The sequence below is a fragment of the Micromonospora xinjiangensis genome (assembly GCF_056150165.1).
Genome location: NZ_JAXCFO010000002.1, coordinates 782,087 through 808,858 on the forward strand (window position 1 = coordinate 782,087; position 26,772 = coordinate 808,858).

Sequence of the window (26,772 nt, forward strand, 5' to 3'; positions counted from 1 at the left end):
GACCGTCACGCCCCGTGAGATCAGTGGGGCGCCGGTCGTCACACTGCGTGCCGTCGATCCCGCGTCCGTCGTCACACCGCGTGCGCTGCCGCCCGGCCCGGCCGGGCGGGTCGACGCCGTATCCGTCGCGCTTGTCGCGGCTGCCTCGACCCGGCGGTGAAAAGCAGAACGCCCCGCGGGAATCATCCCAGCGGGGCGTGCGGCTGTGTCGGTGATCAGGCGGAGTGAGCGCGCAGCACCCGGAGGCCGCCGCGACGCTTGAGAGCGCGCCGCTCCTCCTCGCTCATCCCGCCCCAGACGCCGGCGTCCTGACCCGACTCGAGCGCCCACTGCAGGCACTGGTCGGTCACGGAGCAGCGCCGGCAGACGGCCTTGGCCTGCTCGACCTGCAGGAGAGCCGGACCGGACGTCCCGATCGGGAAGAACAGCTCCGGGTCCTCGTCGCGGCAGACAGCATGGTGACGCCAGTCCATGGCGGCAACACTCCTCATTCTGGATGGGTGGCAGATCGTGCTTTGGTGCTTTTCCTATATGCGTCCGCAGCGCCGGTCGTGACGGTTCGCGTCCGACTATTCGGCAATGCGTGAGCAGGCTGTTGGCCCCGGGGACCTGCTGGAACAGCTCAACCTGCCGAGCTTATCCAAGCGGCGTCCCGGTAACTCAAGTTCGCTTGTGAATACTTTCACGAACTCACACAATGTCAAGGGTGACGCTCAGAAAAACTCCGCGCGGTGAGCAAGCCCACAACCCATTTGTCCGGATTCCAGAGCGCTCTGGTTACCCGGCGTACCACAGTCGAGGATCAATATAGTACGGGCGGCGTGACAATGTTGACATTTCCGGCACCTTCCCCTCGTGTCGCGGCCGTCCCGTCCGTGCGGTCCGGCGCTCAAGCTAGGGCGGTACCCGAGAGCTAGCAGATTACTCTCAGTGCGGCCGGGACGGATGTGAATCGGACTTTCTCCCGCTCACCCAGGTAGTCGCCGTCCAGCTGGAAGGCCTGCGGGCGATGGGACAGCAGCGTGAACTCCGCCACGTCGTGCAGTCGCAGCGCCTGCCGTCCGTCCCGGGGGTCGGGGCGGGCCGAGAAGAACTGGGTCACTGTGCGTGCCGTGCTGGGCACCCGGAGTTGTCGGAAGGCGAGCACGTCCAGGCCGAGGTCGAAGGACGCGTCCGGGTTCGGATTGATCTCCCGGTCGCCCAGGTACGTCCACGGCGCGGTGTTCTGGATGATCGCGCTGGCCAGCCCGCTCTCCACCGGTTCGCCGGGCCGCTCGAGACTCATCGCCGGATGCCGCCGGTCGGACGCGAGGAAGTACTGGCTCAACGTCGCCCGCAGGTAGAGCCCGGGGCTGGAGACCCGCCCCCGTCGGCGTGCCTGCTCGACGCGGTGGATCACGGCCGCGTCGAGCCCGAAGCCCGCGCAGAACGTGAAGTAGCGGTCGTCCGCCCGGCCCAACCCGATGGTCCGGTAGCGGCCCAGCCGCAGCCCTTCGAGGATCATGCTGGTCCCCTCCGCCCACTCGCGGGGCAGGCCCAGCGCACGGGCGAAGACGTTCGTCGACCCACCCGGGACGGTCGCCAGCGCGGGCAGCCGCTCGGCGGGCGGCAGCGCGTCGGGCACCGTCGGCGGGTGCGCGGTCATGAGGCCGTTGACCACCTCGTTGACCGTGCCGTCGCCACCGAGGGTGACGACGACGTCGACCCCCTCCTCGGCCGCCTCCCGCGCCAGCGCGGTCGCGTGTCCACGTCGGCGGGTGTAGCGCACGGTGAGGTCGACTTCGCTGCGCAGCGCACGGACCAGGACGTCCCGGCTGCGTTCGCTGGTGGTGGTGGCCTTCGGATTGACCACCAGGACGGCCCGCATGGGCGGCACTGTACCCCTCGGTAGCCCGGGTATCGTGGCGCCCGTGACCACCGACTCCGACCCGATTCCCGTCACGCTCCGCTGGGCGGTCCGGCTGCTTCGCGGCGAGGCGGTCGCCGTGGGCCTGATCGCCGTCTGGCTGATCTGGGCCGACCTGACCGCCGAGACCACCGTCGGCCTCACCTCGGCGCTGCTGGTGACGGCCTTCGCCGTCGGGGGAGCGGTCGGGCTGTGGGCGCTCGGCGGGGCGCTGGCCCGCTGCCGGGCCGGTGCGCGCGCCCCGGCGATCGTGTTGCAGCTCATGCTGCTGCCCGTCGGCTGGTACATGATCCAGGGCGGGATGGGCTGGCTGGGCGTACCGCTGATGGCGCTCGGTCTCGCGGTGAGCGCGCTGCTGGTGAGCCCGGCCACCAACCGGGCGCTCGGCTTCTCCTGACCTGCCGCCGACCCGCGGCTCAGTAGCCGGTGGACCGGCGGGTGAGCAGCCCGATGGTCGCCCGCCCGTCGCTGGCCGTGGCGGACGCCGAGGTGGTCAGCGCGGTGAGCACCTTCCACGCGAAGGAGGACTCCGCGGGCAGCTTCGCGCCGCGGACGGTGGGCACGGTCACCTCGACGGTCAGCGCGTCATCCGTCACGGAGAAGCGGCACTCCAGCTCGGCGTCGGAGGTCGCGATCGCCAGCAGCATCGCGCAGGCCTCGTCGACCGCGATCCGCAGATCCTCGATCTCGTCGAGGGCGAACTGCAGCCGGGCCGCGAGGCCCGCCGTGGCGGTGCGCAGGACGCCCAGATAGCCGCCGTCGGCGGGCACGGTGAGGTGCACGACATCGTCGCCGATGGCCGCCTGGCCGGTCAGTTGAGTCACGACTCATCCCCCCGGTCGGGGACTCTACCCGCTCAGGGGGTCGGGTGGGTGGGGGCGGGCACCTGGCGGGCGAGCCGGTGCAGCGCGTCGCCGCTGAGCCGGTACGGAACCCACTCGGGTATCTGCTCCGCACCGATCGCGGCGTAGAACCCGGCCGCCGGGTTCCAGTCGATCATCGACCACTCGAGCCGGCGGTAGCCGCGCTCGACGCAGATCGCGGCGAGGGTGGCGAGCAGCAGCCGGCCCGCGCCGGTGCCCCGGGCGGCCGGCCGGACGTAGAGGTCCTTCAGGTGGATGCCGTGCACGCCGGCCCAGGTGGAGAAGTTGAGGAACCAGAGCGCGAACCCGACCGGCTCGTCGCGGTCGTCCACGGCCACGTGGCCGTAGAGCGCCGGCGACGGGCCGAACAGGGCGGCCGCCAGCTGCTCCTCGGTGAGGTGGCACTGGTCGGGAGCGCGCTCGTACGTCGCGAGTTCGTGCACCATCGCGACGACGGCCGGCACGTCCTCGGGACGTGCCGGCCGGATCGTGGGTGCGGTGGCCCCGGGGGTCACGCCTTCTTGGTCTCCCAGAAGATCTTGGCGATCTCGTCGATCTTCTGGAGCAGCTGGTCGGCGGTCGCCGGGTCGAGGCTGCCCTTCACACCGCCGGAACCCGCGAGCTTCGTGGCCTCGTTGAACAGCTGGTGCAGCTGCGGGTACTTCTCGAAGTGGGTGGCCTTGAAGTAGTCCGTCCAGAGCACCCAGAGGTGGTGCTTGACCAGCTCGGCGCGCTGCTCCTTGATGATGATCGCGCGGGTGCGGAACTCCGGGTCGGTGTTCGCCTGGTACTTCTCGCAGATCATTTTCACGGACTCGGCCTCGATGCGGGCCTGCGCCGGGTCGTAGACGCCGCAGGGCAGGTCGCAGTGGGCGCTCGCCGAGACACGGGGCGTAAGGATGCGTGGAAGTCGCATCGGGATCCTCCATGGGAAGTTTGCGATGATCCAAGACGACATTACTCCTGGACCGGCTCCCCGACCGGGTGGAGGTGAAACCATGCCGCCGCGTCACCCGGCCGGGCCGCCCCGGCTGCGCTGGCCGTTGACGGCCGTCCTGGTGACCGGCCCGTCCATGGCGCCGACGCTGCGGCACGGCGACGCGATCCTGGTGCGCCGCGGTGGCCGCCGCGTCCGGCCCGGGGACGTGGTGGTCGCCGTCTTCCGCAGCCGCCCCGACCTGCTGGTGGTCAAGCGCGCCGTACGCGAACAGGACGGCGGCTGGTGGCTGCACGGCGACAACGACCTGATCACGGACGACTCCCGGGCCTACGGGGTGGCCGATGTGCACGGTCGGGTGCTTGCCCGCTACTGGCCCCGGCCCGGCCGGGTACGACCACATCGGTTATGACCCTGCTCACATCCGAGGGGCACCTGCGACACTATGCTCGGAAAGTGCCCGGGTGACCCCCCGCACCGCGTGCCACCGCTCGCCGCCCACCTCGCGCCCCGAGCCGGCCGCTTCGTCTGCTCGACAGAGTCCTGGAGTCACCAATGCCTTCGTCCACCGTGGACCCCGCTGATCCCGTCTTCCGGCTGCACCGGGGCGGCAAGATGGCCGTCGCCTCGACGGTGCCGCTCACCAGCCGGGAGGACCTCTCCCTCGCGTACACCCCCGGTGTGGCGCGGGTGTGCGAGGCGATCGCCGCCGACCCGGCCCTGGCCGCCGACTACACGTGGGCCTCGCACACCGTCGCGGTGGTCACCGACGGCTCGGCGGTGCTCGGGCTGGGCAACATCGGCCCTCGGGCGGCCCTGCCGGTGATGGAGGGCAAGGCGGTGCTGTTCAAGCAGTTCGCCGGCGTGGACGCGGTCCCGGTGTGCCTGGACACCCAGGACGTGGACGAGATCGTGGCGACGGTGCGCGCGCTGGCGCCCTCGTTCGGCGGGATCAACCTGGAGGACATCAGCGCGCCGAGGTGCTTCGAGGTGGAGCGGCGGCTCGACGAGGCGCTCGACATCCCCGTCTTCCACGACGACCAGCACGGCACGGCGATCGTGGTGCTCGCCGCGTTGCGCAACGCCGCGGCGCTGCTCACCCGCAAGCTCGGTGACCTGCGGGTGGCGGTCAGTGGCGCGGGTGCGGCCGGTGTCGCGGTCACCCGGATGCTGATCGCCGGCGGCGTGAACCCCGACCAGGTGGTGGTCTGCGACTCCAAGGGCATCATCGGCCGGCACCGCACCGACCTGACCGGCACGAAGGCCGAGCTGGCCGCGACGACAAACGCCGACGGCCGCGTGGGCGACATCGGTGAGGCGCTGCGCGGCGCGGACGTGCTGATCGGTGTCTCCGGTGGGCAGATCCCGGAGTCCGCGGTGGCCGGTATGGCGGCGGGCGGCATCGTCTTCGCGCTGGCCAACCCCACGCCGGAGGTGCATCCGGAGGTGGCCGCCCGGCACGTCGCCGTCGTCGCCACCGGGCGCAGCGACTACCCGAACCAGATCAACAACGTGCTCGCGTTCCCCGGTGTGTTCCGGGGCGCGCTGGACGCCCGGGCCACCCGGATCACCGACGGGATGAAGGTCGCCGCCGCCGACGCCATCGCCGGCGTGGTGGCCGAGACGCTCACCGCCGAGGCCGTCGTGCCGTCGCCGTTGGATCCGCGGGTGGCCCCCGCGGTGGCCGAGGCGGTGGCCGAGGCGGCCCGCCGCGACGGCGTCGCCCGCGTCTGAGCGCGACGGCGGCCGCCGCGTCCACCCGAGGTGGAAGGCCCCGTGCTGAGGCGTTTCGCACAGGCGGGGCCCTTCTTAACGGACGCTCAGCTTGTTACGGTGCCGACCATGCGTGCCGCCTTCGCCTCCCGCTTCGACGACGTCAACCCGCTCGCCGCGCTCACGGTGGGGGAGCGGCCGGAGCCGGCCCACCCCGCCGACGACTGGGTGACCGTGCAGGTGCGGGCCAGTTCGCTCAACCACCACGACCTCTGGTCGTTGCGCGGGGTCGGCCTCACCGAGGCGCAGCTGCCGATGATCCTCGGCTGTGACGCCGCCGGTCTGGACCCGGACGGGAACGAGGTTGTCGTCTACCCGGTCGTCCCCACCCCGGGCGACCCGCGGGGAATGTCGATCCTCTCCGAGCACTTCCCGGGCACTCTCGCCGAGCGGGTGGCCGTGCCGCGGGCGAACCTCGTGCCGCTGCCGGAGGGGCTGTCGCTCGCCGACGCGGCCTGCCTGCCGACCGCCTGGCTGACCGCCTGGCGGATGCTGACCACGAAGGGCCGGGTGGAGGAGGGCGACTCGGTGCTCGTGCAGGGCGCGGGCGGCGGGGTGGCCACGGCGGCCGTCGCGCTCGCCGTCGCCATGGGCAAGCGGGTCTACGCCACCAGCCGGGACGCCGGGAAGCGGGAGCGGATCGCCGCGCTGGGCGCGACGGCCGTGGAGCCCGGCGCGCGGCTGCCGGAGCGGGTGGACGTGGTGGTCGAGACGGTGGGCGCCGCCACCTTCGACCACTCGATGAAGTCGGCCGCGCCGGGTGCCCGGATCGTGGTCTCCGGGGCGACCGCGGGGCACGAGCCGAAGGTCAACCTGCGCCGGGTCTTCGCCATGCAGCTGGAGATCCTGGGCACCTCGATGGGCACCCCGGGCGAGCTGTACGAGCTGCTGACGTTCTGCGCCGAGCGGCAGGTCCGCCCGGTGGTCGACAGCGTCGTGCCGTTCAGCAAGGTCGAGGAGGCGTTCGCCCGCCTGCACGGTGGCGAGGTGTTCGGCAAGGTCGTCGTCGACCACACCGCCTGAGGCCCACGCGCCTGAGGCCCGCCGGCCGGCGTTCCCGCGCGTCGGCGGCGCCGCGGCCGGTGGCCCTCGCGGCGGTGGCCCTGCGCGGCCGGCGGTCCCGGGCGGCCGGCAGTCCGGCTGGCGGTGCGACGTACGCCTGGGCGAGCTACAGGCGGTTGTCCAGGGTGGCGAGGCCGTCGCGGGCCGCGTCGGTGGGGATGCGCGCCTTGGCGGCCGCGTCGCCGTAGAGCGACCAGCGGAGGAACTCCACAGTGGTGTCCGAGACCACCCGCAGCGCGGCGCCGTCGGAGAGCAGCGCCCGCCCGTGGTCGCCCTTGGTGAGGCTGAGCATCGCCTTCGGCCAGGGCACCGCGTCGTAGACCGCCTTGCCGGCCGCGTAGTCGATCACCTCGTCCAGCTCCCCGTGCACGAAGAGCTGGGGGGCGGTGGCGCCGGCGAACGCCGTACCCACGCCGAGCGACGAGCCGGCGAAGACCACCCCCGCGTCCAGCCGCTCGTCGCGCCCGCCCGTGAAGAGCCCGATGGTGGTCACCCCACCGGCGGAGTGCCCGGCCGCCGCCACCCGGTCGGTGGCGATCCGCCCGCGCAGCGGGTCACCCGCCCGGCCGTCGAGGGCGAGCACCTCGGTCAGCGCGTACGACACGTCGGCGGGCTGGTTGAGCACGTCGAGCACGTTCCCGTCGGTGCCCCGCGAGGTGTGCGGGAAGGTGGGCGCGGCGACCACGAAGCCGGCCGCCGCCCAGCGGCTGAGCAGGAGCTCGTAGTCGTCCGGCCGGCCGGTCAGGCCGTGGCTGAACATCACCACCGGGAACCGCCCCTCCGCCGCCGCGGCGGAGCGCTCCGGCTCGCCGCCCGCCGACCCGGCCGCCGGGTACCAGACGGTCACCGGCAACGGCCGGCCGTCGCGGTCGAGCTTCAGCTGTCGTACGCCGACCGCGAAGCTCCTCTCCGGTGCCCTGCCGGGGGGCACCAGCGGGGTAGGCGTGGCGGACGCCGAGGGCTCGGCCGGGCCGTTCCACCGCTGGGCGGTTGGGGCGTTCCCGGAGCAGCCGGCCAGGCCGGCCGCGACCAGGGCGGCGGTGAGCAGGGCGGCGAAACGGCGACGGGGCATGAATCCGATTGTGCCCGGCGCGCCCGGCCGCGAGGCCGGTAACCCGGGCCGTGATCGGGGCCGTCCCCGGTCAGGTGGGCAGGCGGGACTCGTAGCGGGTCAGGGTGGGGGAGCTCGCGTCGGCCGGGAGCCGGCGGCGGGCGCCCCGGTCGCCGTAGAGGGTCCAGCGGAGGAAGTCCGTGGTGGTGGCGAGGACCTGGGCGAAGCCCGGCCGGCCCGGAGTCAGGTACTCGCCGTGGCCCTGGCCGAGCACGCTGAGGAACGCGGCCGGCCCGGGGGCCCGCTGGTACCCGGCCCGACCCACCGACAGCGGCACCACCGGGTCGGCGGTGCCGTGCACGAAGAGCAGCGGAGCGGACGGGCCCGCGAGGCCCCCCGCGATCCCGCCACCGGCGATGATGATCCCGCTGCGGAGCCGCGTCGAGTGGCCCGAGGTGAACATCCCGGCGGTGGTGAACCCACCGGCCGAATGACCGGCCGCGGCGAACCGGGTCACCTCCAGGTGCCCGGCGAGCGGGTCGCCCCGGCGGGTGTCGAGCCGGACGAGGTGCCGGATCAGTCGCCAGCCGTCGGCCGGCTGGTGGCGTACGTCCGCCCGGGTGAAACGGGCCGCGCCGCGCCGCGTGTGCGGGAAGGCCGGCGCGGCCACCACGAACCCGGCGGCCGCCCACCGGCTGGTCAGCTCGGCGTGCAGCTCGGGCAGGCTGTGCAGGCCGTGGCTGTAGATCACCACCGGGAAGCGCCCCGAGGCCACCGCGCCGTCCTGTGCCGGGTACCAGACGGTGACGGGCAGGGGACGCGCCGAACCCGGGTCGAGGGTGAACGTGCGCACGCCGACGGCGTACGTCCCCTCGGGCGCCCGGCGCGTCGGCGCCGGCGCCCCGGTCACGGCGCCGGCCGGCGCGCACCCGGCGAGCAACGCCGCCACCAGCACGGCCGCCAGCCGCCTCGCCCCCACGACTCCACGGTAGGGGTCGGGCGACGGTGATCCGCCCACCTTCCGGCTCCTGCCGCCTCCACCCTGCGGTCGGAACCGCTCCACCGCGTGGTCCCGGGCTGTGGTGACGGCCCGTAGCGGGGCCGCCCGGTTGGACGGGCTTCGCTAGGGTCACCCGCATGCCTGAGAACTACACCGACCCGAGCGGCAACACCGAGGCGTTCCGCGCCTTCGCCCACAGCCCCGAGGGTGAGGCGCCGGCGGCGGCCGCCAACCGGCTGCCGGTGATCATCGCCCTGGCCGTGGCCGCCGTCGTGGTGCTGGCGCTGGTCGTCTGGCTCGCGGTCGACTGACAACCGGGCGCGTAGCGCCGCGAGCGGCGGCGGAGGTCGACGGTCAGTCGGTGGCGGCGAGCACCTGGCGGGCCGCGCGGGCGATCTCGCGCTCCTCGTCGGTGCCGACGACGCAGACCGCGACCTCGGCTCCGTCCGGCGAGATGATCCGGTCGCCGTCGCCACCGTTGCGCCCCGGGTCCACCGCGACGCCGAGCCGGCCGAGACCGGCCAGAGCCCTCTCCCGCACCGGGGCCGCGTGCTCGCCGACACCGGCCGTGAAGGTCACCGCGTCCACCCGGCCGAGCAGGGCGTAGTACGCCCCCACGTAGCCGGTGATCCGCCGGCAGTAGACGTCGAAGGCGAGCTCCGCCGCCCGGTCGCCGGCCGCCCGGCGGGCGAGCACCTCCCGCATGTCGTTGGCGCCGGTCAGCCCGAGCAGGCCGCTGCGGTGGTTGAGCAGGTCGTCGATGTCGTCCACGGAGAGCCCGCCCTCGCGGCGCAGGTGGAAGATGACCGTGGGGTCGAGGTCGCCGCTGCGGGTGCCCATGACCAGGCCCTCCAACGGCGACATGCCCATCGAGGTGGCCACGCTCCGCCCGCCGGCGACCGCGCAGGCGCTGGCCCCGTTCCCCAGGTGCAGCGTGATCGTGTTCAGCTCCTCGTAGGGGCGGCCGAGCAGTTCGGCGGTGCGCCGGGACACGTACGCGTGCGAGGTGCCGTGGAAGCCGTAGCGGCGGATTCCGTACCGGTCGGCGATGTCCCGGTCGATCGCGTACGTCGCGGCCGCCTCGGGGAGGGTGCGGTGGAACGCGGTGTCGAAGACCGCGACCTGGGGCACGTCCGGCAGCGCCTGCCGGGCCACCTCGATGCCGGCGAGGTTCGGCGGGTTGTGCAGCGGCGCGAGCGGGACCAGGTCGCGGATGGCGGCCAGCACCTGCTCGTCGATGAGCACCGGCTCGCCGAACCGTTTGCCGCCGTGCACGACCCGGTGGCCCACCGCGGTGAGCCCGGCCAGGTCCAGCCCCGCGAGGATCGCCTGGACGGCGCTCTCGTGGTCGGCCGGCCCGCCGCCCGGCTCGCCGACCCGCTCGACGGTGCCCTTGTCCCGCACCTCGTCGCCGTCGTAGAGCCGGTACTTCACCGACGAGGACCCGCAGTTGAGCACCAGGACGCGGCTCATTCGGCCTCCTCGGTCGGCGCGGCGGCCTGGATCGCGGTGATCGCCACCGTGTTGACGATGTCCGGCACGGTGGCGCCCCGGGACAGGTCGTTGACCGGACGGCGCAGGCCCTGCATGACCGGCCCGACCGCCACCGCGCCCGCGGAGCGCTGCACCGCCTTGTACGTGTTGTTGCCGGTGTTCAGGTCCGGGAAGATGAACACCGTCGCCCGGCCGGCCACCGGGCTGCCCGGCAGCTTCGTGGCGGCGACGGCCGGGTCGATCGCCGCGTCGTACTGGATCGGGCCCTCCACGAGCAGGTCCGGCCGGCGTTCACGGACCAGCGCGGTGGCGGCGGCCACCTTCTCCACGTCCGCGCCCGCGCCGGAGCTGCCCGTCGAGTACGACAGCATCGCCACGCGCGGCTCGATCCCGAACCGCGCCGCCGTGTCCGCCGACGAGATCGCGATGTCGGCGAGCTGGGGCGCGTCCGGATCGCGGTTCACGGCGCAGTCGCCGTACACCAGCACCCGGTCGGCGAGCAGCATGAAGAACACGCTGGAGGCGACCGAGACGCCCGGCACGGTCCGGATGATCTCGAAGGCGGGGCGGATCGTGGCGGCCGTCGTGTGGGTCGCCCCGGAGACCATGCCGTCGGCGTACCCGGCACGGACCATGAGCGTGCCGAAGTAGTTGGGCTGGGCGGCGATGTCGTGCGCCAACTCCGCGGTGACACCGCGGTGGGCGCGCAGCCGGGCGTACTCCTCGGCGAACTCGTCGCGCCACTCGCTGGTGACCGGGTCGACGACGTGCGCGTCCGCGATGTCCAGGCCCAGCTCCCGGGCGCGCCGGCCGATCTCGTCGGGACGGCCGAGCACGGTCAGCTCGGCGACGCCCCGGCGCAACAGGATCTCGGCCGCGCGCAGGATCCGCTCCTCGCCGCCCTCCGGCAGCACCAGGTGACGCCGTCGCGTGCGGGCGCGGTCGATCAGGTCGTTCTCGAACATCAGCGGGGTGACCCGCGCGGATCGGCTGACCCGCAGCCGGCGGGCCAGGTCCACGGTGTCGACGTTCGCCTCGAACGCGCCGAGCGCGGCCTCGACCTTGCGCGGGTTGTCGGCGCTGGGCCGCCCCTCGATCCGGCTGGACGCGGCGACGGTGTCGTAGCTGTCGGTGCGGACGGAGAGCACGGCGAGCCCGGTGTTGAGCTTCTCCACGAGCCGCATCGCCCGCGGGTCCGGCAGCTCGCCGAGGGTGAGCACCAGGCCGGCCAGCGGGACCTGCCCGGACACGTGCGCGGCACTCGCCGCGACCAGCAGGTCGGCCCGGTCGCCAGGTGTGATCACCAGCGCCCCGGGGGTCAGGTGGTCGAGCAGGGTGGGCACGTGCGCCGCGCCGACCACGAAGTCGAGCACGTCCCGACCCAACGCCGCGTCGTCACCGCTCAGCAGGGTGGCGTCCAGCGCCGTGGCGACCTCGGCCACCGTCGGCGCCGACACGCTCGGTACCTCCGGGATGGCGTACGCGGGGACGGGCAGCTCCGGCAACGTCATCGGCTCGGGCACCCGGTTGGCCACCACGGCGAGCACGGTGGCGCCCAGGTCCGCGAGGTCGTGGTACGCGCCGCGGGCGGCTGCCGCGATGGCGGCGGGTTCCTGCCCGAAGCCGTCGACCACGGGCACCACGACGCTGCTGAACTCGGTGGCCAGCCGGGCGTTGAACGCCAGCTCGCGCGGGCGGGCCGGATCCCCGGTGTCGTCGAAGTCGCTGCCCACGACCACCACGGCCGGGCAGTGCCGCTCGATGGCGCGGTACCGCTCGACGATGCGGGAGATCAGCTCCTCGCGGCGACCGTCGGCGACCAGGGCGGTGGCCTCGGGGTACGTCGCTCCGGCCAGGTCGGCCAGCGGCGCGTCGATGCGGTAGCGCTCGCTCAGCAGCGCCAGGATCGGGTCCGGGCCGTTGCCGGAGATCAGGGGCCGGAACACGCCGATGCGCCCGACCTGGCGGGAGAGCAACTCGGCGAGCCCGAGCGCGATGGTGGACTTCCCGCCGCCCGACCCCACGCTGGTGAGATACACGCTCCGCGCCACGCTCCCACCCTAGAAGATCGCGAAGCGCCCCGCCGCGTCCCGGGCCACACCTGAACCCCGCGCCCGCTCGCCGGAGGCCGGGGTGGGGCTACTCGTCGTCTTCGTCGTCCAGGCGGGCCAGGTAGGTCGCCAGGCGTTCCACCGGGGTCTCGAACTCCGGGTTCAGGTCGACGAAGTCGCGCAGCCGCTCGGCGAGCCACTCGATGCTGATCTGCTCGTCGCCCCGGCGCTCGACCAGTTCCTCGATGCCGCGGTCGGTGAAGTACATGCGTACGTCCTCTTCCTGGGCCCGGCGCACGCCGGGCGGGTCTGCCCGACGCAGCCGGGGCAGGGCCGTCCGACGACGGTCCTGCCCCGGCTGGCGACGGTGCGGTCAGGTCACGGGCGGGGGAGAGCCGCCTCGATCAGCGCGGTCTGCTCGACCTCGTGCATCTTGGCCGAGCCGACCGCCGGGGCGGCCGCCGCCGGGCGGGAGATCCGGCGCAGTCGCACGTCGGCGAGGTGCTCCAGCAGGTTGAGCGCCACGAACGACCACGCGCCCTGGTTGGCCGGCTCCTCCTGCACCCAGGCGAAGTCCTCCGCGTTCGGGTACTGCGCGAGCGCCGCCCGGACCTCCTCCACCGGCATCGGGTAGAGCTGCTCCAGCCGGATGATCGCGGTGTCGGTGATGCCGCGCTCCTGGCGGGCCTGGAACAGGTCGTAGTAGACCTTGCCCGAGCAGAGCAGCACCCGCTTCACCGCCTCCGGCGCCGGCGGGGCCGAGTCGGGCAGCACCGGCTGGAAGGTGCCGGTGGTGAAGTCCTCGACGCCCGAGATGCAGAGCCGGTGCCGCAGCAGCGACTTCGGCGTGAACACCACCAGCGGCTTGCGCTTCGGCGACAGGGCCTGGCGGCGCAGCAGGTGGAAGTAGTTCGCCGGGGTGGTCGGGATGGCCACCCGCATGTTGTCCTCGGCGCAGAGCTGGAGGAACCGCTCCGGGCGGCCGGAGGTGTGGTCCGGGCCCTGGCCCTCGTGGCCGTGCGGGAGCAGCAGGGTCACCGAGGAGCGCTGGCCCCACTTCACCTCGCCGGAGCTGATGAACTCGTCGATCACCGACTGGGCGCCGTTGACGAAGTCACCGAACTGGGCCTCCCAGCAGACCAGCGCGTTGACGTTCTCCACCGAGTAGCCGTACTCGAAGCCCATCGCCGCGTACTCGCTGAGCAGCGAGTCGTGCACGAAGAACCGGGACCGCTCGCCGTCGCCGGTCAGCGACTGCAGCGGGAGGTAGTCGTTGCCGGTCCGCGCGTCCACGATCGAGGCGTGCCGCTGGACGAAGGTGCCGCGGCGGGAGTCCTGCCCGGCCAGCCGGACGGTGACCCCGTCGTGCAGCAGCGAGCCGAACGCGATGATCTCGCCGAAGCCCCAGTCGATGTTGCCCTCGACGGACATCTTGGCCCGCCGGTCGAGCAGCTGCTGGATCCGCTTGTGCGGGGTGAAGCCCTCGGGCAGGTTGACGTGCGCGTCGCCGACGGCCCGCACGACCGAGGCGTCGATGGCGGTGTCCACCTGGGGCTCCGGCTCCTCCTCGCGGCGCGGCCGGCTGAGCTGTCGCGGCGTCGTGGCGGCGTCGCGGGTCGCCTTGAAGACCCGTTCGAGCTGCGACTGGTAGTCCCGCAGCAGCTCCTCCGCGTCCTCGACGGTGATGTCGCCGCGGCCGATCAGCTCCTCGGTGTAGAGCTTCCGCACCGAGCGCTTCGAGTCGATGATCTTGTACATCTGAGGGTTGGTCATCGACGGGTCGTCACCCTCGTTGTGGCCGCGCCGGCGGTAGCAGACCATGTCGATCACGACGTCCTTGTTGAACGCCTGCCGGTACTCGAAGGCCAGCCGGGCCACCCGGACCACGGCCTCCGGGTCGTCGCCGTTGACGTGGAAGATCGGCGCCTGGATCATCCGGGCCACGTCGGTGCTATAGAGGCTGGACCGGGAGTACTCCGGCGCGGTGGTGAAGCCGACCTGGTTGTTGACGACCACGTGCACCGTGCCGCCGGTGCGGTAGCCGCGCAGCTGGGACAGGTTGAGCGTCTCGGCCACCACGCCCTGGCCGGCGAAGGCCGCGTCACCGTGCACCGCGAGCGGGAGCACGGTGTAGCCCTCCAGCTTGAGGTCGATCCGGTCCTGCTTGGCCCGGACGATGCCCTCCAGCACCGGGTCGACGGCCTCCAGGTGCGACGGGTTAGCCACGACCGAGACCTTCACCGAGTTGGCGCCGTCCGGGGTGGTGAATTTGCCGTTCTGGCCGAGGTGGTACTTCACGTCGCCCGAGCCCTGCGTGGAGCGCGGGTCCAGGTGACCCTCGAACTCCGAGAAGATCTTCTCGTAGGGCTTGCCGACGATGTTGGCCAGCACGTTGAGCCGGCCGCGGTGGGCCATGCCGATGACGACCTCGTCGAGGCCACCCTCGGCGGCGGCCTCCAGCACCTCGCCGAGCAGCGGGATCAGCGACTCGCCGCCCTCCAGCGAGAACCGCTTCTGGCCGACGTACTTGGTCTGGAGGAAGGTCTCGAACGCCTCCGCGGCGTTGAGCCGGTTGAGCACGTGCTTCTGCTCGTCCGGGGTGGGCTTCTCGTACTTGCGCTCGATCCGCTCCTGGATCCAGCGCCGCTCCTCCGGGTCCTGGATGTGCATGTACTCGATGCCGACGCGGCGGCAGTACGAGTCGCGCAGCACGCCGAGGATCTCGCGCAGCTTCATCCGCTGCTTGCCGGCGAAGCCGTTGACCGGGAACTCGCGGTCGAGGTCCCACAGCGTCAGCCCGTGCTGGAGCACGTCCAGGTCCGGGTGCTTGCGGATCTTGAACTCGAGCGGGTCGGTGTCGGCCATCAGGTGACCGCGCACCCGGTAGGCGTGGATCAGCTCGTGCACCCGCGCGGTCTTGTTGATCTGCCCCTCGGAGTTGACCGCGACGTCGCGCATCCAGCGCACCGGCTCGTACGGGATGCGCAGCGAGGTGAAGACCTCGTCGTAGAAGCCGTGCTCGCCCAGGATCAGCTCGTGCATGACCTTGAGGAACTCGCCGGACTGCGCGCCCTGGATGACCCGGTGGTCGTACGTGCTGGTCAGCGTGATGACCTTGCTGACCGCCAGTTCGGCGAGGGTGGCCTCGGACATGCCCTGGTAGGGCGCCGGGTACTCCATCGCGCCGACACCGATGATCGCGCTCTGCCCCTGCATGAGCCGCGGCATCGAGTGGACGGTGCCGATGCCGCCCGGGTTGGTCAGGGAGATCGTGGTGCCGCCGTAGTCCTCCATCGTCAGCTCGTTGCGGCGGGCCCGCCGGACGACGTCCTCGTACGCCTGCCAGAACTGCCGGAAGTCCATCTGCTCGCACGCCTTGATGGAGGGGACCACCAGGGTGCGGGTGCCGTCGGGGCGGGCCAGGTCGATGGCGATGCCGAGGTTGACGTGCTCGGGGCGGACCAGCGCCGGCTTGCCGTCGACCTCGGCGTACGAGTTGTTCATCTCCGGGTGCTGGACCAGCGCCCGGACCATCGCGTAGCCGATGAGGTGGGTGAAGCTGACCTTGCCACCACGACCGCGGGCGAGGTGGTTGTTGATCACGATGCGGTTGTCGACGAGCAGTTTGGCCGGGACGGCGCGCACGCTGGTCGCGGTCGGGACGCTCAGCGAGGCGTCCATGTTCTGCACGATCTTCGCCGCGACGCCGCGCAGCGGGGTGGTCTGCGGGCCGGTGGCCTTGGGCGCGGTGGCGGCGGGCTTCGCCGCCGGCTTCGCGGGGGCGGCGGGCTTGGCGGCGGCCGGCTTCGCGGCGGCGGGGGCGGCGGCCTTGGCGGGCTCGGCCGGCGCCGGGGCCGGCTTGGCCTCGGCGGGCTTCGGGGCGGCGGGCTGGGCGACGGCCGCCACCGGCTCCTGCTGCTCGGCCGGCTCGGGCGTGGTGGCGGGCGCGGGCTTGGCGTCGGGCCGCGGGGTGGCGGCGCCCGGCCCCGGGCGGTAGTCGGCGAAGAAGTCGTGCCAGGCTGAGTCGACGCTCTTGGGGTCGGCGAGATACCGCTGGTACATCTCCTCGACGATCCACTCGTTCGGGCCGAAACCCGCCAGTGGGTTCTCCTGCGAAGTCTGCTGGGTCGACACGGCCGGTAATCGCCTCTTTCACGCAAATGTGGTGTGGCACGCGGTGCCCGCCGGGCCCATATCACGGGCGCGGACGGAACGCTCCAAGGCTACGCCGTACAGATCCCTCAGGCATTTCCGCCTCCGTCGGGTGGTCCGTTTCACAGAAGATGCCAGAAGTTCAGTAAGCGCTGCGTGTCCCATTGACTCCTGCTATGGACGACGGCCCCGGGCCGGTGGCGTCGAGCCACCAACCCGGGGCCGCTCCGAGAAGCCCGGACGCGCAGGTCAGGCGATGTCGCGCCGGCGGGTGATCAGGACGCCGGCGACGCCGCTGACGACCGCGTAACCCATCAGTACCAGGGCACCGACCCACCAGGCGGGCACGAATTCGGACTGACCCTCGGTGATCATGACCTGGGATGCCACCGCCGGCCAGATCACCTGCCACTTGAGCACCGCCTGGCTGTCGAGCAGGTTCGACAGCAGCAGGAAGAGCAGCCCGACCACCTGGGTGCCGACCAGGTAGAGCACCGCCGCGGTGATCACCGCGCCGAGCTGGTTGGTGATCAACGTGCCGATGCCCACCCCGAGGATCGTCCAGATCGCGTAGGCGAGCAGGTTGAACAGCAGCGCGCGCTGCACCGGCCACTCACCCAGCTGCGCGCCGTGGTCGTTGAGGGTCAGGAACACCCCGCCCGCGATGAGGTCGATCACGGTGGTGGCCAGCCAGAAGCCGAACCCGAGCAGGCTGGCGGCCACGAGCTTGCCGAGGATCACCGACGTCCGGCGCGGGGTGGCGAGGAACGTCGTGGTCGCGGTCTGGTGGAAGAACTCGTTGGTGACCATCAGGATGCCGATGAGCATCACGAACATCAGGCCGAGGTACTGGCCCGAGGTGTAGATGTTCGCCGCCTGCGCGGCCGGGGTCGCCTGCTCCGGGCTCACACCGAGGGTGTCGGCGTCGCCGCCGAGCACCGTGCTGGCGTACCAGGCGTTGAACGCGAAGGCCAGGACGATCGACACGAACGCGCCGATGGCCAGCCACCACCAGGTGCTGGTGGTGCGGATCTTGAGCAGCTCGGCTCGGACGAGGTTCATCGGATGCCCGCCTTTCCGGCCGTCAGCTCCAGGAAGACCCCTTCCAGGTCGGGCCGTTCCGTGGTGAGTTCGTGCAGCTCGACGCCGGCGGCCAGGGCCGTGCGGCCGACCGTGGGCGCGTCCACGCCGCTGACCAGCAGGGCGCCCTGTCCGTCGGCGTCGACCGTGGCGTTCTGGCCCTTGAGGGCGGTGGTGAGCGCCTCGCTCTGCGGGGTGCGGACGCGGACCCGTACGCCCTGCGTCATCGACCCGATCACCTGCTCGACCGGCCCCTGCCGCACCAGCTGGCCGGCCGCGATGATCACCACGTCGTCGGCCAGCAGCTGCATCTCCGACAGGAGGTGGCTGGAGACGAGCACGGTGCGCCCCTCGTGGGCCAGGCCCTTGAGGAAGCCGCGCATCCACCGGATCCCCTCCGGGTCGAGGCCGTTGGCCGGCTCGTCGAGGATCAGCACCCGTGGGTCGCCGAGCATGGCGGCGGCGATGCCGAGCCGCTGCTTCATGCCGAGCGAGTAGCCCTTGAACTTCCGCTTCGCCGCCGGGGTCAGGCCGACCAGGGCGAGCGCCTCGTCGGCGCGCTGCCTCGGCAGCCCCGCCGCCGCGCAGATCACCCGCAGGTGGTTGATGCCGGTGCGGCCCTTGTGCGCGCTGGAGGCCTCCAGCACCGCGCCCACGTGCCGCAGCGGCGCGGTCAGGTCCGCGTACCGGCGGCCACCGATCGTCGCCGTGCCGCTGGTCGGCGTGACCAGGTTCAGCAGCATGCGCAAGGTGGTGGTCTTCCCCGCGCCGTTCGGGCCGAGGAAGCCGGTCACCCGACCTGGCTCGACGGTGAAGGACAGATTGTTGACCGCCCTGACGTTGCGGTACTGCTTCGTCAGGCCGGACACCACGATCTGCCCGTCACTGGTGGGGCTTCGCTGCCCGTCAGACATCGCTCTCCTCCCGTGCGGGTGGCGTCGAGGTACGCCGTTGCACAGCGTGGCGGTCGGGCGCAACAAGGTCAATCAGGCTGCGTCCCTACCTTCGCCTCCGTCTCAGGCAGGAGCAGGGTCATCCTCAGGGACTACCGCGACGGCGGGCATCGATCAGGCGGTGGCGGCGGGCAGCGCGATCCAGGTCGCGCGGGCACTCGCCAGCAACGCGCCGTCCGCGCCGTAGAGACTGGTGTGCACCCGCGCCTTGCGCCCCTCGACGTCGACCGTCACGCCGGTCACCACGCACTCGTCGCCCGGTTGCGGCAGCGCCTCGACCAGGGCGGCGATCCGGCCCAGGACGTACGGCCGGCCCGGAGCGATCACCGACCAGCCGCCCGGGCAGTCCAGCGCCGCCCAGACGGTCGCCGCGGTGACCCGCTCCGGGGCGCGGAACGGGGCGGCGGTCCGGCCGTCCGGCAGCCGGCCCGGGAAGATCCGCAGCCCGTCGGCCCGCTCCGGGCCGCAGACGTAGCAGCGCGGGAAGGGGTGGTCGACCAGGCCGGGGTACGCGGCCGAGGCGGCGACCGCGGTGGCGTGGTCCACGGGCGGCACCACGGCGTCGAAGGAGGGCGTCGCGCGCACCTCGGCGACCACCAGCCCGGCCGGGTCCCGCACCTCGCCGCCGACGAGGGCCAGCGGCGTCTGGAGCGGTGGTGGCCGTCGCAGCGTCACCTCGACCGGCCCCGGACCGGCCTCGGCGGCGAAGAGCCCGGCGCTCCAGCCGCCGTTGCCGGAGCCGGGCGGCCCGTTGTAGCGGGACTCGATGAGCATGGCCGACCTCCGGGGCGGACGTGACCCGGCGGTCGCGCCGGGTTCCGCCCGGCAGCGTCGCACGGCGGGTGGACCCCGCGCACACGGGTGGCCGGCCGCCGTTCACCGGATCGACACTCCTCGCCACCCGGGCCGGCAACCCGGGGCACCTACACAGATGCCATGGCCGTTCTGCACGCCGCTGGTGCACCCCTGACGACCAGCGGTTACACCCTGCTGATCGCCGACGACCCGACCCAGGTCGCGGCCGCGCAACGCCTGCGCCACGAGGTGTTCGCCACCGAACTCGGCGCCACGCTCCTCCCCGGCTCGGCCGGGCTCGACGTGGATCCGTTCGACCCGTACTGCGACCACCTGATCGTCCGGCAGGAGAGCACCGGAGCGGTGGTCGGCACCTACCGGCTGCTGCCGCCCGGCCGGACCGACCGTCGCTACGCCGAGGAGGAGTTCGACCTCGCCGCGCTCGCCCCGCTCGGGCACGAGCTGGTCGAGGCGGGTCGGTCCTGTGTGCACCCGGACCACCGCACCGGCGCGGTGATCAACCTGATGTGGGCGGGCATCGCCCGCTACCTGCACCTGCGCGGCTCCCGCTGGCTCGGCGGCTGCGCGTCCGTCCCGGTGACCGACGGCGGTCGGGCGGTGGCGCAGGTCTGGGAGCAGGCCCGGGCCCGGCACCTGGCGCCGCCGCCGCTGCGGGTGAGCCCCAGACGTCCCTGGTTCGCCGAGGCGCCGGCCGTGCCGGCCGGGCCGGTCGACGGCCCGAATCTGGTGCCGCCGCTGCTGCGCGGCTATCTGCGGCTCGGTGCGTGGGTGTGCGGCGAGCCGTCGTACGACCCGGACTTCGGGGTCGCGGACTTCTACGTGCTCCTGTCCATGGACCGGATGAACCCGCGCTACCTGCGGCACTTCCTCGGCGGGGTGGCGGCGTGACCACCGCGACGTACGACCTGTGGCGCCCCACGTCGGGGTGCGACGACCGGTGCCTGCCCGCGCCGGGGGAGGTGCCGGACGTGCCGGTGGCCCGGCGCGCGGGGCGCCTGTTCGCCGCGGCCGGGATGCTGCTGCTCGGTGCCGGGCTGGCCGTGCTGCTGCCGCTGCTCCCGGCGCCCGACGGGCAGGCGGCGGTGCGGGCCTGGGCGCGGGGGACCGCGCGGGCGTTCGGGGTGCGGCTGGTGGTGCGCGGCCGGCTGCCCCGCCGGCGGGCCCTGCTCGTCGCCAACCACATGTCCTGGCTGGACATCCTGGTCGTGCTGGCGGTCGCACCGGCCCGGATGGTGGCGAAGCGGGAGGTCCGCGCCTGGCCGCTGGTCGGGCTGCTGGCGGCCGCGGCGGGCACGGTCTTCATGGACCGGTCGCGGCCGCGGCAGCTTCCGGCGACGGTGCGCCGGATCGCGGACGACCTGCGTGCCGGCCGGTCGGTCGCGATCTTTCCGGAGGGTACGACCTGGTGCGCGGGCGACGGCGCGATCGGCTGCCGCCCCGGCGGGGGTTTCCGGCCGGCCCTGTTCCAGGCGGCCGTGGACGCCGGTGCGCCCGTCGTGCCGGTGCGGATCAGCTACCGGTCCGGGGCGACCGGCGCGGGCACCACGACCGCCGCGTTCCTCGGCGAGGAGACCCTGCTGCGCTCGGTGCGCCGGGTGGTCGCCGCCCGGAACCTGGAGGTGGTGGTGACGGTCGCCGCGGCGCTGCACCCGAGCGGGGACGCGGACCGGCGACTGCTCGCCCGGGCCGCCGAGTCCGCCGTGCACCTCGTTCCCGCGGTGGCCGCCCCGGTGCGTCCGGCCGCCGCCGTGGCGCCGTCCCCGGTCCGGGAGCCGGAGAGCCCGGTCCGGACGGGTGCCCGGGGGCTCGACCTGGCGGCCTGAGTCGCGACAGTCTTGTGCAGTCGCGATGTATCGCGTTACTGTTCCCCCGTCGGGTGCGCCGCCGGCGTGCCGCGAGGGGAGGACGCGATGACCGGTTGGACGGTCGACAGCCCACAGCGGCTGAGCCTGGACGGGCCGGTCACCCGGCTGGACGTGCGCCTGTTCAGCGGCCGGCTCAACGTGGTCGCCACCGACGGCCCGGCGCGGGTCGACATCAGCCGGGTCGGCAGCCGGCCGCTCCTGGTCGAGCACCAGGACGGGCGGCTGAGCGTCCGGCAGGAGCGCAACTGGAGCTGGTTCTGGCCGTTCGGCTTCCGTCGGCGGGTCGATGTGTCGATCGCGGTCCCCGCCGACGTGTCGGCCACCCTGCGCCTGGTCGACGGTTCGCTGGTCGTCTCGGGGCTGCGCCGGCAGACGCGGGTCGACGTCACCTCCGGCCAGATCACGCTGATGGGGCTCCGGGGCAGCACCCAGGCGAAAATCGTCTCGGGGCCGGTCGAGGCGCTCGGGGTGGCCGGCGACCTCTCCATGGAGACCGTCTCCGGCGAGGTGATCCTGGCCGACAGCGCCGCCAGGCAGGTCCGGGCGCAGACCGTCTCCGGGGCTATCACCTGCGACCTCGACAACCCGCGCAGCAGCGAGATCCGGCTGCACGCCATCTCGGGCAGCATCACGGTCCGGGTGCGGGAGGACAGCGACCTCGCCGTCCGGCTGCACACGACCTCCGGCCGGATCACCTGCGGCTTTCCTCAACTGCGCAGGGAATCGACCGTCGGCGCGGTGTCCACCAGCGAGGGGGTGCTCGGCTCCGGCGACGGTAAGCTCTGGGCGTCCGCCACGTCCGGCAGCATCGCGCTGCTGGCTCGCCCGGTGGACGACGACGAGGAGGATGAGCTGCCGTGACGGCCGTTTTCAGTCACGGGCGGCTCCGGCTCTACCTGCTCAAGCTCCTCGACGACGGCCCGAAGCACGGCTACGAGCTGATCCGCCTGCTGGAGGACCGCTTCCTCGGCCTCTACGCGCCCAGCGCCGGCACCATCTACCCGCGTCTGCAACGACTGGAGACGGAGGGGTTGGTGAGCCACACCGCCGCCGGCGGCCGCAAGACGTACGAGATCACCGAGGCCGGCCGTGCCGAGCTGCGCCAGCGGGCCGACGAACTCGATGCCCTGGAGTCCGACATCGCGGCCTCGGTCGAGGACCTCTCCGCGCTGGCGGGAGAGATCCAGAGCGAGGTACGCGGCTCGGTGCGGGACCTCAAGCGGGAGCTGCGGGAGGCCGCGCGGCAGACCCGGCAGAGCCGGCGCCTGCGCTGGGAGCCCCCGTCGTTCGCGCCCGACCCGCAGTCCTTCCCACCACCGGCGCCGGAGCCCGCCCCCGGCCTGCTGGCCGAGTTCGACCAGCGGCTGGCCGCCTTCACCGCGGAGGTGGGCCGGCTGGTCCGGGCCCGCCGGTTCAGCGACTCCCAGCTGCGGACGGCGATCCGGCTGCTCGACGGGGCGCTGGACGGGCTGCGCCGGCTGCTCCGCTGAGACCGTCGGGGCAGCGCGCCGGGGGCCGTGCCCGTATCGTTCGCTGACCGTGGTCGCCACCGCGCACGGGGTGCGGATCCTCACAGGCTTTTTGCAGGAAGCGTCCAGCGCGGGCGCAGTGTGGGCGCGGATGATGGGGCTCATGCCCGCTACCCAGACCGAGGCGCGACTGCTTGTCGTCGAGGACGACCCCAACATCCTCGAACTGCTCTCCGCGAGCCTGCGCTTCGCGGGCTTCGACGTGGCCACCGCGACGAGCGGCAGCGCGGCGCTGACCGCCGCCAAGGACCACCGGCCCGATCTGGTCGTACTGGACGTGATGCTGCCCGACCTGGACGGCTTCGAGGTCATCCGGATGCTCCGCGAGGGGGGCACGCGCACCCCGGTCGTCTTCCTGACCGCCCGGGACGCCACCGACGACAAGATCCGTGGCCTTACCCTGGGCGGCGACGACTACGTGACCAAGCCGTTCAGCCTGGAGGAGCTGACCGCGCGCATCCGTGCGGTGCTGCGGCGGACGACCAGCGGCGAGCAGCCGCCGTCCCGGTTGACCTTCGCCGACCTGGAGCTGGACGAGGAGACCCACGAGGTCTACCGGGCCGGCCAGCGGGTGCAGCTCTCGCCGACCGAGTTCAAGCTGCTGCGCTACCTGATGCTGAACGCCAACCGGGTGCTCTCGAAGGCGCAGATCCTCGACCACGTCTGGAACTACGACTTCCGCGGTGACGACAACATCGTCGAGTCGTACATCTCCTACCTGCGCCGCAAGGTGGACAACACCCAGCCCCGACTCATCCACACGCTCCGCGGCGTCGGGTACGTGCTGCGCAAGCCGGCGGCGTGAACGCGGTCGAAGAGGTTAAGGGACGGCTGCGCAGCATCCCGCTGCGCGTCAAGCTCGTCACCGCCGTCCTCACCCTGGTCGCGCTCGCCCTCCTGGTGATCAGTTCGCTGACGACGTTCTTCCTCCGCAGCTACCTCGTGGGCCAGGTGGACGCCGAGATAAAGGGCTCCGTCCGCAACATCGAGAGTGCTTTGATCTTGGAGCAGCCGGCGAAGATCGGCATTCCCACCGACTACCTGGTGGTGGTGACGGACCGGGACACCGGGAGAGTCATCGGCGCCCGCTTCGACAGCCAGCGGTTCGACTCGGACGACCTGCCGCGCTGGCCCGCCGACGCCGCCGGGTTCGAGCGGTTGTCCGGTGACCCGTTCACCGTCCGGGCACAGGCCAGTCCCATCCGCTGGAGGATCCTTTACACCGAGCTGCCGAACGGGCAGTGGGCAGCCATCGGCCAGAATCTCACCGATGTCGACCAGGCGGTGCAGCGCCTGGTCTGGATCGACCTCCTGGTGGGCGGGGCGGTGCTGATCCTGCTGGCGTCGATCGGCGCGGCGATCGTGCGTACCAGCCTCAAACCGCTTATCGAGATCGAGCGGACCGCGGCGGCCATCGCCGGTGGTGACCTGAGCCGGCGCGTGCCCGACCCGGAGGAGGGGCAGGAGTGCGCCACCTCCGAGCTGGGCCGGCTCTCGCGGGCGCTCAACGCGATGCTCAGCCAGATCGAGGCCGCCTTCACCGCCCGCGCCGCCTCGGAGAGTGCCGCCCGCTACGCCGAGGCCGCCGCGCGGGACGCCGCCGTGTCCGCGCAGGCATCCGAGGCGCGTGCCCGGCGCTCGGAGGAGCGGATGCGGCAGTTCGTGGCGGACGCCTCGCACGAGCTGCGGACGCCGCTGACCACGATCCGCGGATTCGCCGAGCTGTACCGCCAGGGGGCGGCCCGGGATCCGGAGCAGACGGCCGGCCTGCTGCGCCGGATCGAGGACGAGGCGGCCCGCATGGGCCTGCTCGTGGAGGACCTGCTGCTGCTCGCGCGGCTCGACCGGGAACGGCCGATCTCCCTGGCTCCGGTGGAGCTACCGGTGCTCGCCGGCGACGCGGTGCAGGCCGCCCGGGCGGTCGCCCCGGACCGGCGCATCGAGTTGGAGATCGAGCCCGGCTCCGGCCCGCTGGTCGTCCTCGGTGACGACGCGCGGCTGCGGCAGGTGATCGGCAACCTCATGACCAACTCGCTCACCCACACGCCGCCCGACGCCTCGGTGACCCTGCGGCTGCGGACCGAGCCGGGGAACCTGGCGGTGGTGGAGGTGGCCGACACCGGCCCCGGGTTGACCCCGGAGCAGGCGGAGCGGGTCTTCGAGCGCTTCTACCGCGTCGACGCGGCCCGCACCCGCCGGGCCGGCGGCCACACGGGCACGGGCCTCGGGCTGGCCATCGTGGCGGCCCTGGTCGCCGCCCACCACGGCAGCGTCGAGGTGACCGAGACCCCGGGTGGCGGTGCCACCTTCCGGGTGCGGCTGCCGCTGGTGCCGCAGGGCGACGGGGACGGCGAGTGACTTTCAGCGAACTTCCAGGCCCGTTCCAGGCGGGTCGCAGAGGCGCGGGAGAAGGTGGTGACATGACCGAGTACGAGTCCGACCCGCAGCACCGGCCGGCCCCCGCCGACGCCGAGCCGTCGCACCCCACCGCCGAGCTGCCGCGCGTGGAGCGCGCGCAGTCCGACTCCCCGACCACCGACCGGGCCGCCGGCCCGGTCGACCGGGACACCGCCCCGACCGCCGGCCCCGCCACCCCGGAGCCCCGCGTCGGCGGCTCCACCGAGAACGACACCGCCCGGGACGCCGACGCGACCGTGCCGGTGGCGACGACCACCCCCGCGGACGCCGAGCCCACCGTCCCGGTGGCTCGGACGTCCGGCGCGGACGCCGACGTGACCGCCCCGGTGGCGACGACCGCCCACGCCGGCTACCAGCCGCCCGCGGCCGCCCCGAACCACCCCGGCCACCAGGTCCCCGGCCAGACCGGCCACCCGGCGCCCGGCCAGACCGGCTACCCGGCGCCCGGCCACCACACGGGCCAGCCGGGCTATCCGCAGCAGGCCGGCTACCAGGGCGGGCACTGGTACCCGAACGCGCACTCCGGCTGGGCCGGCGGGGGCCAGCCGGGCGCCGGAACGCAGCCGTACGGGCACCAGCCGCAGCACGCCGGTCAGCCGGTGCCGCCGTGGGCGCCGGCCGGCCACCCCGGCCCGCACCCGGGCGCTCCGCGCCCGAGCCGGGTCGCCAAGTTCGCCGGTGCCGGCGTGGCGGTGCTCGCGCTGATGCTCGGCTCCGGTGTCGCCGGTGGGGCGCTCGCGCTCGCGCTGGACGGCGACGGCGGCGGGGTCACCCGCACCTACTCGGCCGCGCCGGTCATCAACAGCGCCGACCTGCCGAAGATCGCCGCCTCCGTCCAGGACAGCGTGGTCTCCATCGCCACCGACAACGGCGAGGGCTCCGGCGTGATCCTCACCGCCGACGGCTTCGTCCTCACGAACAACCACGTGGTCGCCTCGGCGAGCGGGGACACCGTCCGGGTGATCTTCGCCGACGGCACGAACGCCGAGGCCAGGATCGTGGGCACCGACCCGAAGACCGACCTCGCCGTGGTGAAGGCCAACGGGGTTCGCGACCTGAAGGCCGCCACGTTCGGCGACAGCGACGCGATGCAGGTCGGCGACCAGGTGCTCGCCCTGGGCAGCCCGCTGGGCCTGCAGGGCTCGGTGACGGCCGGCATCCTGAGCGCCCGGGACCGCACGATCCAGGCCGGTGACGGCCAGCCGCAGGATCCGCGCCAGGCCGCCTCCTCCATCGCCGGGCTGCTCCAGACCGACGCGCCGATCAACCCGGGCAACTCGGGCGGCGCGCTGGTCAACACCCGGGGCGAGGTGATCGGCATCAACACCGCGATCGCCACGTCCGGCCAGAGCACCGGCAACATCGGCGTCGGCTTCGCCATCCCGAGCAACAAGGCCAAGGACGTCGCGAGCAAGCTCCAGCGCGGCGAGAAGGTCAGCCACCCGTCCCTCGGGGTCAGCGTGAACATGGCCGAGGGCGGCGGTGCCCTGGTCGCCGCCGTCACGCCCGGCAGCGCCGCCGAGAAGGCCGGCCTCCAGCGCGGCGACGTCATCACCCGGTTCGGCGACACGGTGATCAACGACTCGGACGACCTGGTCGGCGCGGTCCAGGCCGGCAAGGTGGGCGACCGGGTCGAGGTGCACTACAAGCGCAACGGCGCCGAGGCGACGGCGACGGTCACGCTCGCCGAGACGCAGTAACCGGCACACGAACCTGCCTCCTCCCTCCAGGCGGCGGGTGACGGAGCCAAGGGGGTTGGCTCCGTCACCCGCCGCCGCCCCTCTCGACGGCGGTTCACCCCACCCGGGTGAACCGCCGTCAC

At 73.1% G+C, this 26,772-nt stretch carries 26 protein-coding genes; 12 read left to right on the top strand and 14 right to left on the bottom strand.

Annotated features, from left to right (window positions below; translation table 11 throughout):
* Positions 1-215: 215 nt before the first annotated feature.
* Together SM573_RS10505 and SM573_RS10510 are read right to left on the bottom strand one after the other, a co-directional pair.
* Entirely contained in the window at positions 216-473 is a 258-nt protein-coding gene (locus tag SM573_RS10505; protein WP_076472094.1) for a WhiB family transcriptional regulator, read from the bottom strand.
* A gap of 440 nt (positions 474-913) precedes the next feature.
* Positions 914-1,867, bottom strand: coding sequence for a diacylglycerol/lipid kinase family protein (locus tag SM573_RS10510; RefSeq protein ID WP_474613717.1), 954 nt, complete (start codon positions 1,865-1,867; stop codon positions 914-916).
* On the opposite strand from SM573_RS10510, the gene SM573_RS10515 reads away from it, so the two are divergent.
* The gene (locus SM573_RS10515; RefSeq protein WP_474613718.1) at positions 1,866-2,303 is read left to right on the top strand and encodes a hypothetical protein; all 438 of its coding nucleotides are present in this window, start codon (positions 1,866-1,868) and stop codon (positions 2,301-2,303) included. The two genes, SM573_RS10510 and SM573_RS10515, sit on opposite strands and share 2 nt — an antisense overlap.
* Before the next feature lie 19 nt (positions 2,304-2,322).
* On the opposite strand, the gene SM573_RS10520 is transcribed toward SM573_RS10515, so the two are convergent.
* The 3 genes from SM573_RS10520 to sodN all read right to left on the bottom strand — a co-directional run bounded on the left by SM573_RS10520 (position 2,323) and on the right by sodN (position 3,685).
* Positions 2,323-2,730: an ATP-binding protein gene (locus tag SM573_RS10520; RefSeq protein ID WP_474613719.1), complete on the bottom strand. Its 408-nt coding sequence runs from the start codon at positions 2,728-2,730 to the stop codon at positions 2,323-2,325.
* Positions 2,731-2,762: 32 nt separating this feature from the next.
* Positions 2,763-3,215: an N-acetyltransferase family protein gene (locus SM573_RS10525; protein ID WP_474616061.1), complete on the bottom strand. Its 453-nt coding sequence runs from the start codon at positions 3,213-3,215 to the stop codon at positions 2,763-2,765.
* Positions 3,216-3,280: 65 nt separating this feature from the next.
* Positions 3,281-3,685 (bottom strand): superoxide dismutase, Ni, encoded by a 405-nt coding sequence (gene sodN, locus SM573_RS10530; protein WP_474613720.1) that lies wholly within the window; start codon positions 3,683-3,685, stop codon positions 3,281-3,283.
* Between the two features lie 25 nt (positions 3,686-3,710).
* Here sodN and SM573_RS10535 point away from each other — a divergent pair, with 25 nt between their 5' ends.
* The 3 genes from SM573_RS10535 to SM573_RS10545 all read left to right on the top strand — a co-directional run bounded on the left by SM573_RS10535 (position 3,711) and on the right by SM573_RS10545 (position 6,502).
* On the top strand, positions 3,711-4,118 hold the full coding sequence (locus SM573_RS10535) for a S24/S26 family peptidase (protein ID WP_474613721.1): 408 nt from the start codon (positions 3,711-3,713) through the stop codon (positions 4,116-4,118).
* 143 nt (positions 4,119-4,261) lie between these two features.
* The gene (locus tag SM573_RS10540) at positions 4,262-5,440 is read left to right on the top strand and encodes an NAD(P)-dependent malic enzyme (RefSeq protein ID WP_474613722.1); all 1,179 of its coding nucleotides are present in this window, start codon (positions 4,262-4,264) and stop codon (positions 5,438-5,440) included.
* Positions 5,441-5,539: 99 nt separating this feature from the next.
* On the top strand, positions 5,540-6,502 hold the full coding sequence (locus SM573_RS10545) for a zinc-binding dehydrogenase (RefSeq protein WP_474615965.1): 963 nt from the start codon (positions 5,540-5,542) through the stop codon (positions 6,500-6,502).
* 145 nt (positions 6,503-6,647) lie between these two features.
* Here the strand turns inward: SM573_RS10545 and SM573_RS10550 are convergent, their stop codons facing one another.
* Together SM573_RS10550 and SM573_RS10555 are read right to left on the bottom strand one after the other, a co-directional pair.
* Positions 6,648-7,613 (bottom strand): alpha/beta hydrolase family protein, encoded by a 966-nt coding sequence (locus SM573_RS10550; protein ID WP_474613724.1) that lies wholly within the window; start codon positions 7,611-7,613, stop codon positions 6,648-6,650.
* Positions 7,614-7,683: 70 nt separating this feature from the next.
* A complete protein-coding gene (locus SM573_RS10555; protein ID WP_474613725.1) occupies positions 7,684-8,571 on the bottom strand; it encodes an alpha/beta hydrolase family protein in 888 nt (295 codons plus the stop codon).
* Between the two features lie 158 nt (positions 8,572-8,729).
* Here SM573_RS10555 and SM573_RS10560 point away from each other — a divergent pair, with 158 nt between their 5' ends.
* Positions 8,730-8,903 carry a hypothetical protein gene (locus SM573_RS10560; protein ID WP_474615966.1) on the top strand — a complete coding sequence of 58 codons (174 nt, stop codon included), beginning with the start codon at positions 8,730-8,732 and terminating at the stop codon, positions 8,901-8,903.
* A 43-nt stretch (positions 8,904-8,946) separates the two neighbouring features.
* Here the strand turns inward: SM573_RS10560 and SM573_RS10565 are convergent, their stop codons facing one another.
* The 7 genes from SM573_RS10565 to SM573_RS10595 all read right to left on the bottom strand — a co-directional run bounded on the left by SM573_RS10565 (position 8,947) and on the right by SM573_RS10595 (position 19,096).
* Positions 8,947-10,065, bottom strand: coding sequence for an acetate/propionate family kinase (locus SM573_RS10565; RefSeq protein ID WP_474615967.1), 1,119 nt, complete (start codon positions 10,063-10,065; stop codon positions 8,947-8,949).
* Entirely contained in the window at positions 10,062-12,137 is a 2,076-nt protein-coding gene (gene pta, locus SM573_RS10570) for a phosphate acetyltransferase (RefSeq protein WP_474615968.1), read from the bottom strand. Before pta ends, SM573_RS10565 begins: the two co-directional genes overlap by 4 nt.
* Positions 12,138-12,225: 88 nt before the next feature.
* Complete coding sequence (locus SM573_RS10575) at positions 12,226-12,405, bottom strand: DUF6104 family protein (protein WP_474615969.1); 180 nt, start codon at positions 12,403-12,405, stop codon at positions 12,226-12,228.
* Between the two features lie 110 nt (positions 12,406-12,515).
* Complete coding sequence (locus SM573_RS10580; protein ID WP_474615970.1) at positions 12,516-16,271, bottom strand: multifunctional oxoglutarate decarboxylase/oxoglutarate dehydrogenase thiamine pyrophosphate-binding subunit/dihydrolipoyllysine-residue succinyltransferase subunit; 3,756 nt, start codon at positions 16,269-16,271, stop codon at positions 12,516-12,518.
* Between the two features lie 267 nt (positions 16,272-16,538).
* On the bottom strand, positions 16,539-17,351 hold the full coding sequence (locus SM573_RS10585; protein WP_474613731.1) for an ABC transporter permease family protein: 813 nt from the start codon (positions 17,349-17,351) through the stop codon (positions 16,539-16,541).
* Positions 17,348-18,283, bottom strand: a complete 936-nt coding sequence (locus tag SM573_RS10590; protein WP_474613732.1) for an ABC transporter ATP-binding protein — start codon at positions 18,281-18,283, stop codon at positions 17,348-17,350. Before SM573_RS10590 ends, SM573_RS10585 begins: the two co-directional genes overlap by 4 nt.
* Positions 18,284-18,436: 153 nt before the next feature.
* A complete protein-coding gene (locus tag SM573_RS10595) occupies positions 18,437-19,096 on the bottom strand; it encodes a hypothetical protein (protein WP_474613733.1) in 660 nt (219 codons plus the stop codon).
* A 162-nt stretch (positions 19,097-19,258) separates the two neighbouring features.
* Here SM573_RS10595 and SM573_RS10600 point away from each other — a divergent pair, with 162 nt between their 5' ends.
* The 7 genes from SM573_RS10600 (at position 19,259) to SM573_RS10630 (ending at position 26,650) form a co-directional block, all read left to right on the top strand.
* A complete protein-coding gene (locus tag SM573_RS10600; protein ID WP_474615971.1) occupies positions 19,259-20,026 on the top strand; it encodes a GNAT family N-acetyltransferase in 768 nt (255 codons plus the stop codon).
* Positions 20,023-20,961 carry a lysophospholipid acyltransferase family protein gene (locus SM573_RS10605; protein WP_474613735.1) on the top strand — a complete coding sequence of 313 codons (939 nt, stop codon included), beginning with the start codon at positions 20,023-20,025 and terminating at the stop codon, positions 20,959-20,961. The genes SM573_RS10600 and SM573_RS10605 overlap by 4 nt, the downstream gene beginning before the upstream one ends.
* 87 nt (positions 20,962-21,048) lie before the next feature.
* Positions 21,049-21,864, top strand: a complete 816-nt coding sequence (locus SM573_RS10610; RefSeq protein WP_474613736.1) for a DUF4097 family beta strand repeat-containing protein — start codon at positions 21,049-21,051, stop codon at positions 21,862-21,864.
* Positions 21,861-22,493 carry a PadR family transcriptional regulator gene (locus SM573_RS10615; RefSeq protein WP_474613737.1) on the top strand — a complete coding sequence of 211 codons (633 nt, stop codon included), beginning with the start codon at positions 21,861-21,863 and terminating at the stop codon, positions 22,491-22,493. The genes SM573_RS10610 and SM573_RS10615 overlap by 4 nt, the downstream gene beginning before the upstream one ends.
* A 142-nt stretch (positions 22,494-22,635) precedes the next feature.
* Entirely contained in the window at positions 22,636-23,337 is a 702-nt protein-coding gene (locus SM573_RS10620) for a response regulator transcription factor (RefSeq protein ID WP_474613738.1), read from the top strand.
* Positions 23,334-24,890 (top strand): sensor histidine kinase, encoded by a 1,557-nt coding sequence (locus SM573_RS10625; protein ID WP_474613739.1) that lies wholly within the window; start codon positions 23,334-23,336, stop codon positions 24,888-24,890. The genes SM573_RS10620 and SM573_RS10625 overlap by 4 nt, the downstream gene beginning before the upstream one ends.
* 62 nt (positions 24,891-24,952) lie before the next feature.
* Complete coding sequence (locus SM573_RS10630) at positions 24,953-26,650, top strand: S1C family serine protease (RefSeq protein WP_474615972.1); 1,698 nt, start codon at positions 24,953-24,955, stop codon at positions 26,648-26,650.
* Positions 26,651-26,772 lie beyond the last annotated feature (122 nt).

Bases quoted from the DNA above. Each gene is read 5' to 3' on its own strand.
- SM573_RS10505 (WP_076472094.1), bottom strand. From the start codon at position 473: ATGGACTGGCGTCACCATGCTGTCTGCCGCGACGAGGACCCGGAGCTG.
- SM573_RS10515 (WP_474613718.1), top strand. From the start codon at position 1,866: ATGGGCGGCACTGTACCCCTCGGTAGCCCGGGTATCGTGGCGCCCGTG.
- SM573_RS10510 (WP_474613717.1), bottom strand. From the start codon at position 1,867: ATGCGGGCCGTCCTGGTGGTCAATCCGAAGGCCACCACCACCAGCGAA.
- SM573_RS10525 (WP_474616061.1), bottom strand. From the start codon at position 3,215: ATGGTGCACGAACTCGCGACGTACGAGCGCGCTCCCGACCAGTGCCAC.
- sodN (WP_474613720.1), bottom strand. From the start codon at position 3,685: ATGCGACTTCCACGCATCCTTACGCCCCGTGTCTCGGCGAGCGCCCAC.
- SM573_RS10535 (WP_474613721.1), top strand. From the start codon at position 3,711: ATGATCCAAGACGACATTACTCCTGGACCGGCTCCCCGACCGGGTGGA.
- SM573_RS10540 (WP_474613722.1), top strand. From the start codon at position 4,262: ATGCCTTCGTCCACCGTGGACCCCGCTGATCCCGTCTTCCGGCTGCAC.
- SM573_RS10550 (WP_474613724.1), bottom strand. From the start codon at position 7,613: ATGCCCCGTCGCCGTTTCGCCGCCCTGCTCACCGCCGCCCTGGTCGCG.
- SM573_RS10560 (WP_474615966.1), top strand. From the start codon at position 8,730: ATGCCTGAGAACTACACCGACCCGAGCGGCAACACCGAGGCGTTCCGC.
- SM573_RS10565 (WP_474615967.1), bottom strand. From the start codon at position 10,065: ATGAGCCGCGTCCTGGTGCTCAACTGCGGGTCCTCGTCGGTGAAGTAC.
- SM573_RS10575 (WP_474615969.1), bottom strand. From the start codon at position 12,405: ATGTACTTCACCGACCGCGGCATCGAGGAACTGGTCGAGCGCCGGGGC.
- SM573_RS10585 (WP_474613731.1), bottom strand. From the start codon at position 17,351: ATGAACCTCGTCCGAGCCGAGCTGCTCAAGATCCGCACCACCAGCACC.
- SM573_RS10590 (WP_474613732.1), bottom strand. From the start codon at position 18,283: ATGTCTGACGGGCAGCGAAGCCCCACCAGTGACGGGCAGATCGTGGTG.
- SM573_RS10595 (WP_474613733.1), bottom strand. From the start codon at position 19,096: ATGCTCATCGAGTCCCGCTACAACGGGCCGCCCGGCTCCGGCAACGGC.
- SM573_RS10600 (WP_474615971.1), top strand. From the start codon at position 19,259: ATGGCCGTTCTGCACGCCGCTGGTGCACCCCTGACGACCAGCGGTTAC.
- SM573_RS10610 (WP_474613736.1), top strand. From the start codon at position 21,049: ATGACCGGTTGGACGGTCGACAGCCCACAGCGGCTGAGCCTGGACGGG.
- SM573_RS10620 (WP_474613738.1), top strand. From the start codon at position 22,636: ATGCCCGCTACCCAGACCGAGGCGCGACTGCTTGTCGTCGAGGACGAC.
- SM573_RS10630 (WP_474615972.1), top strand. From the start codon at position 24,953: ATGACCGAGTACGAGTCCGACCCGCAGCACCGGCCGGCCCCCGCCGAC.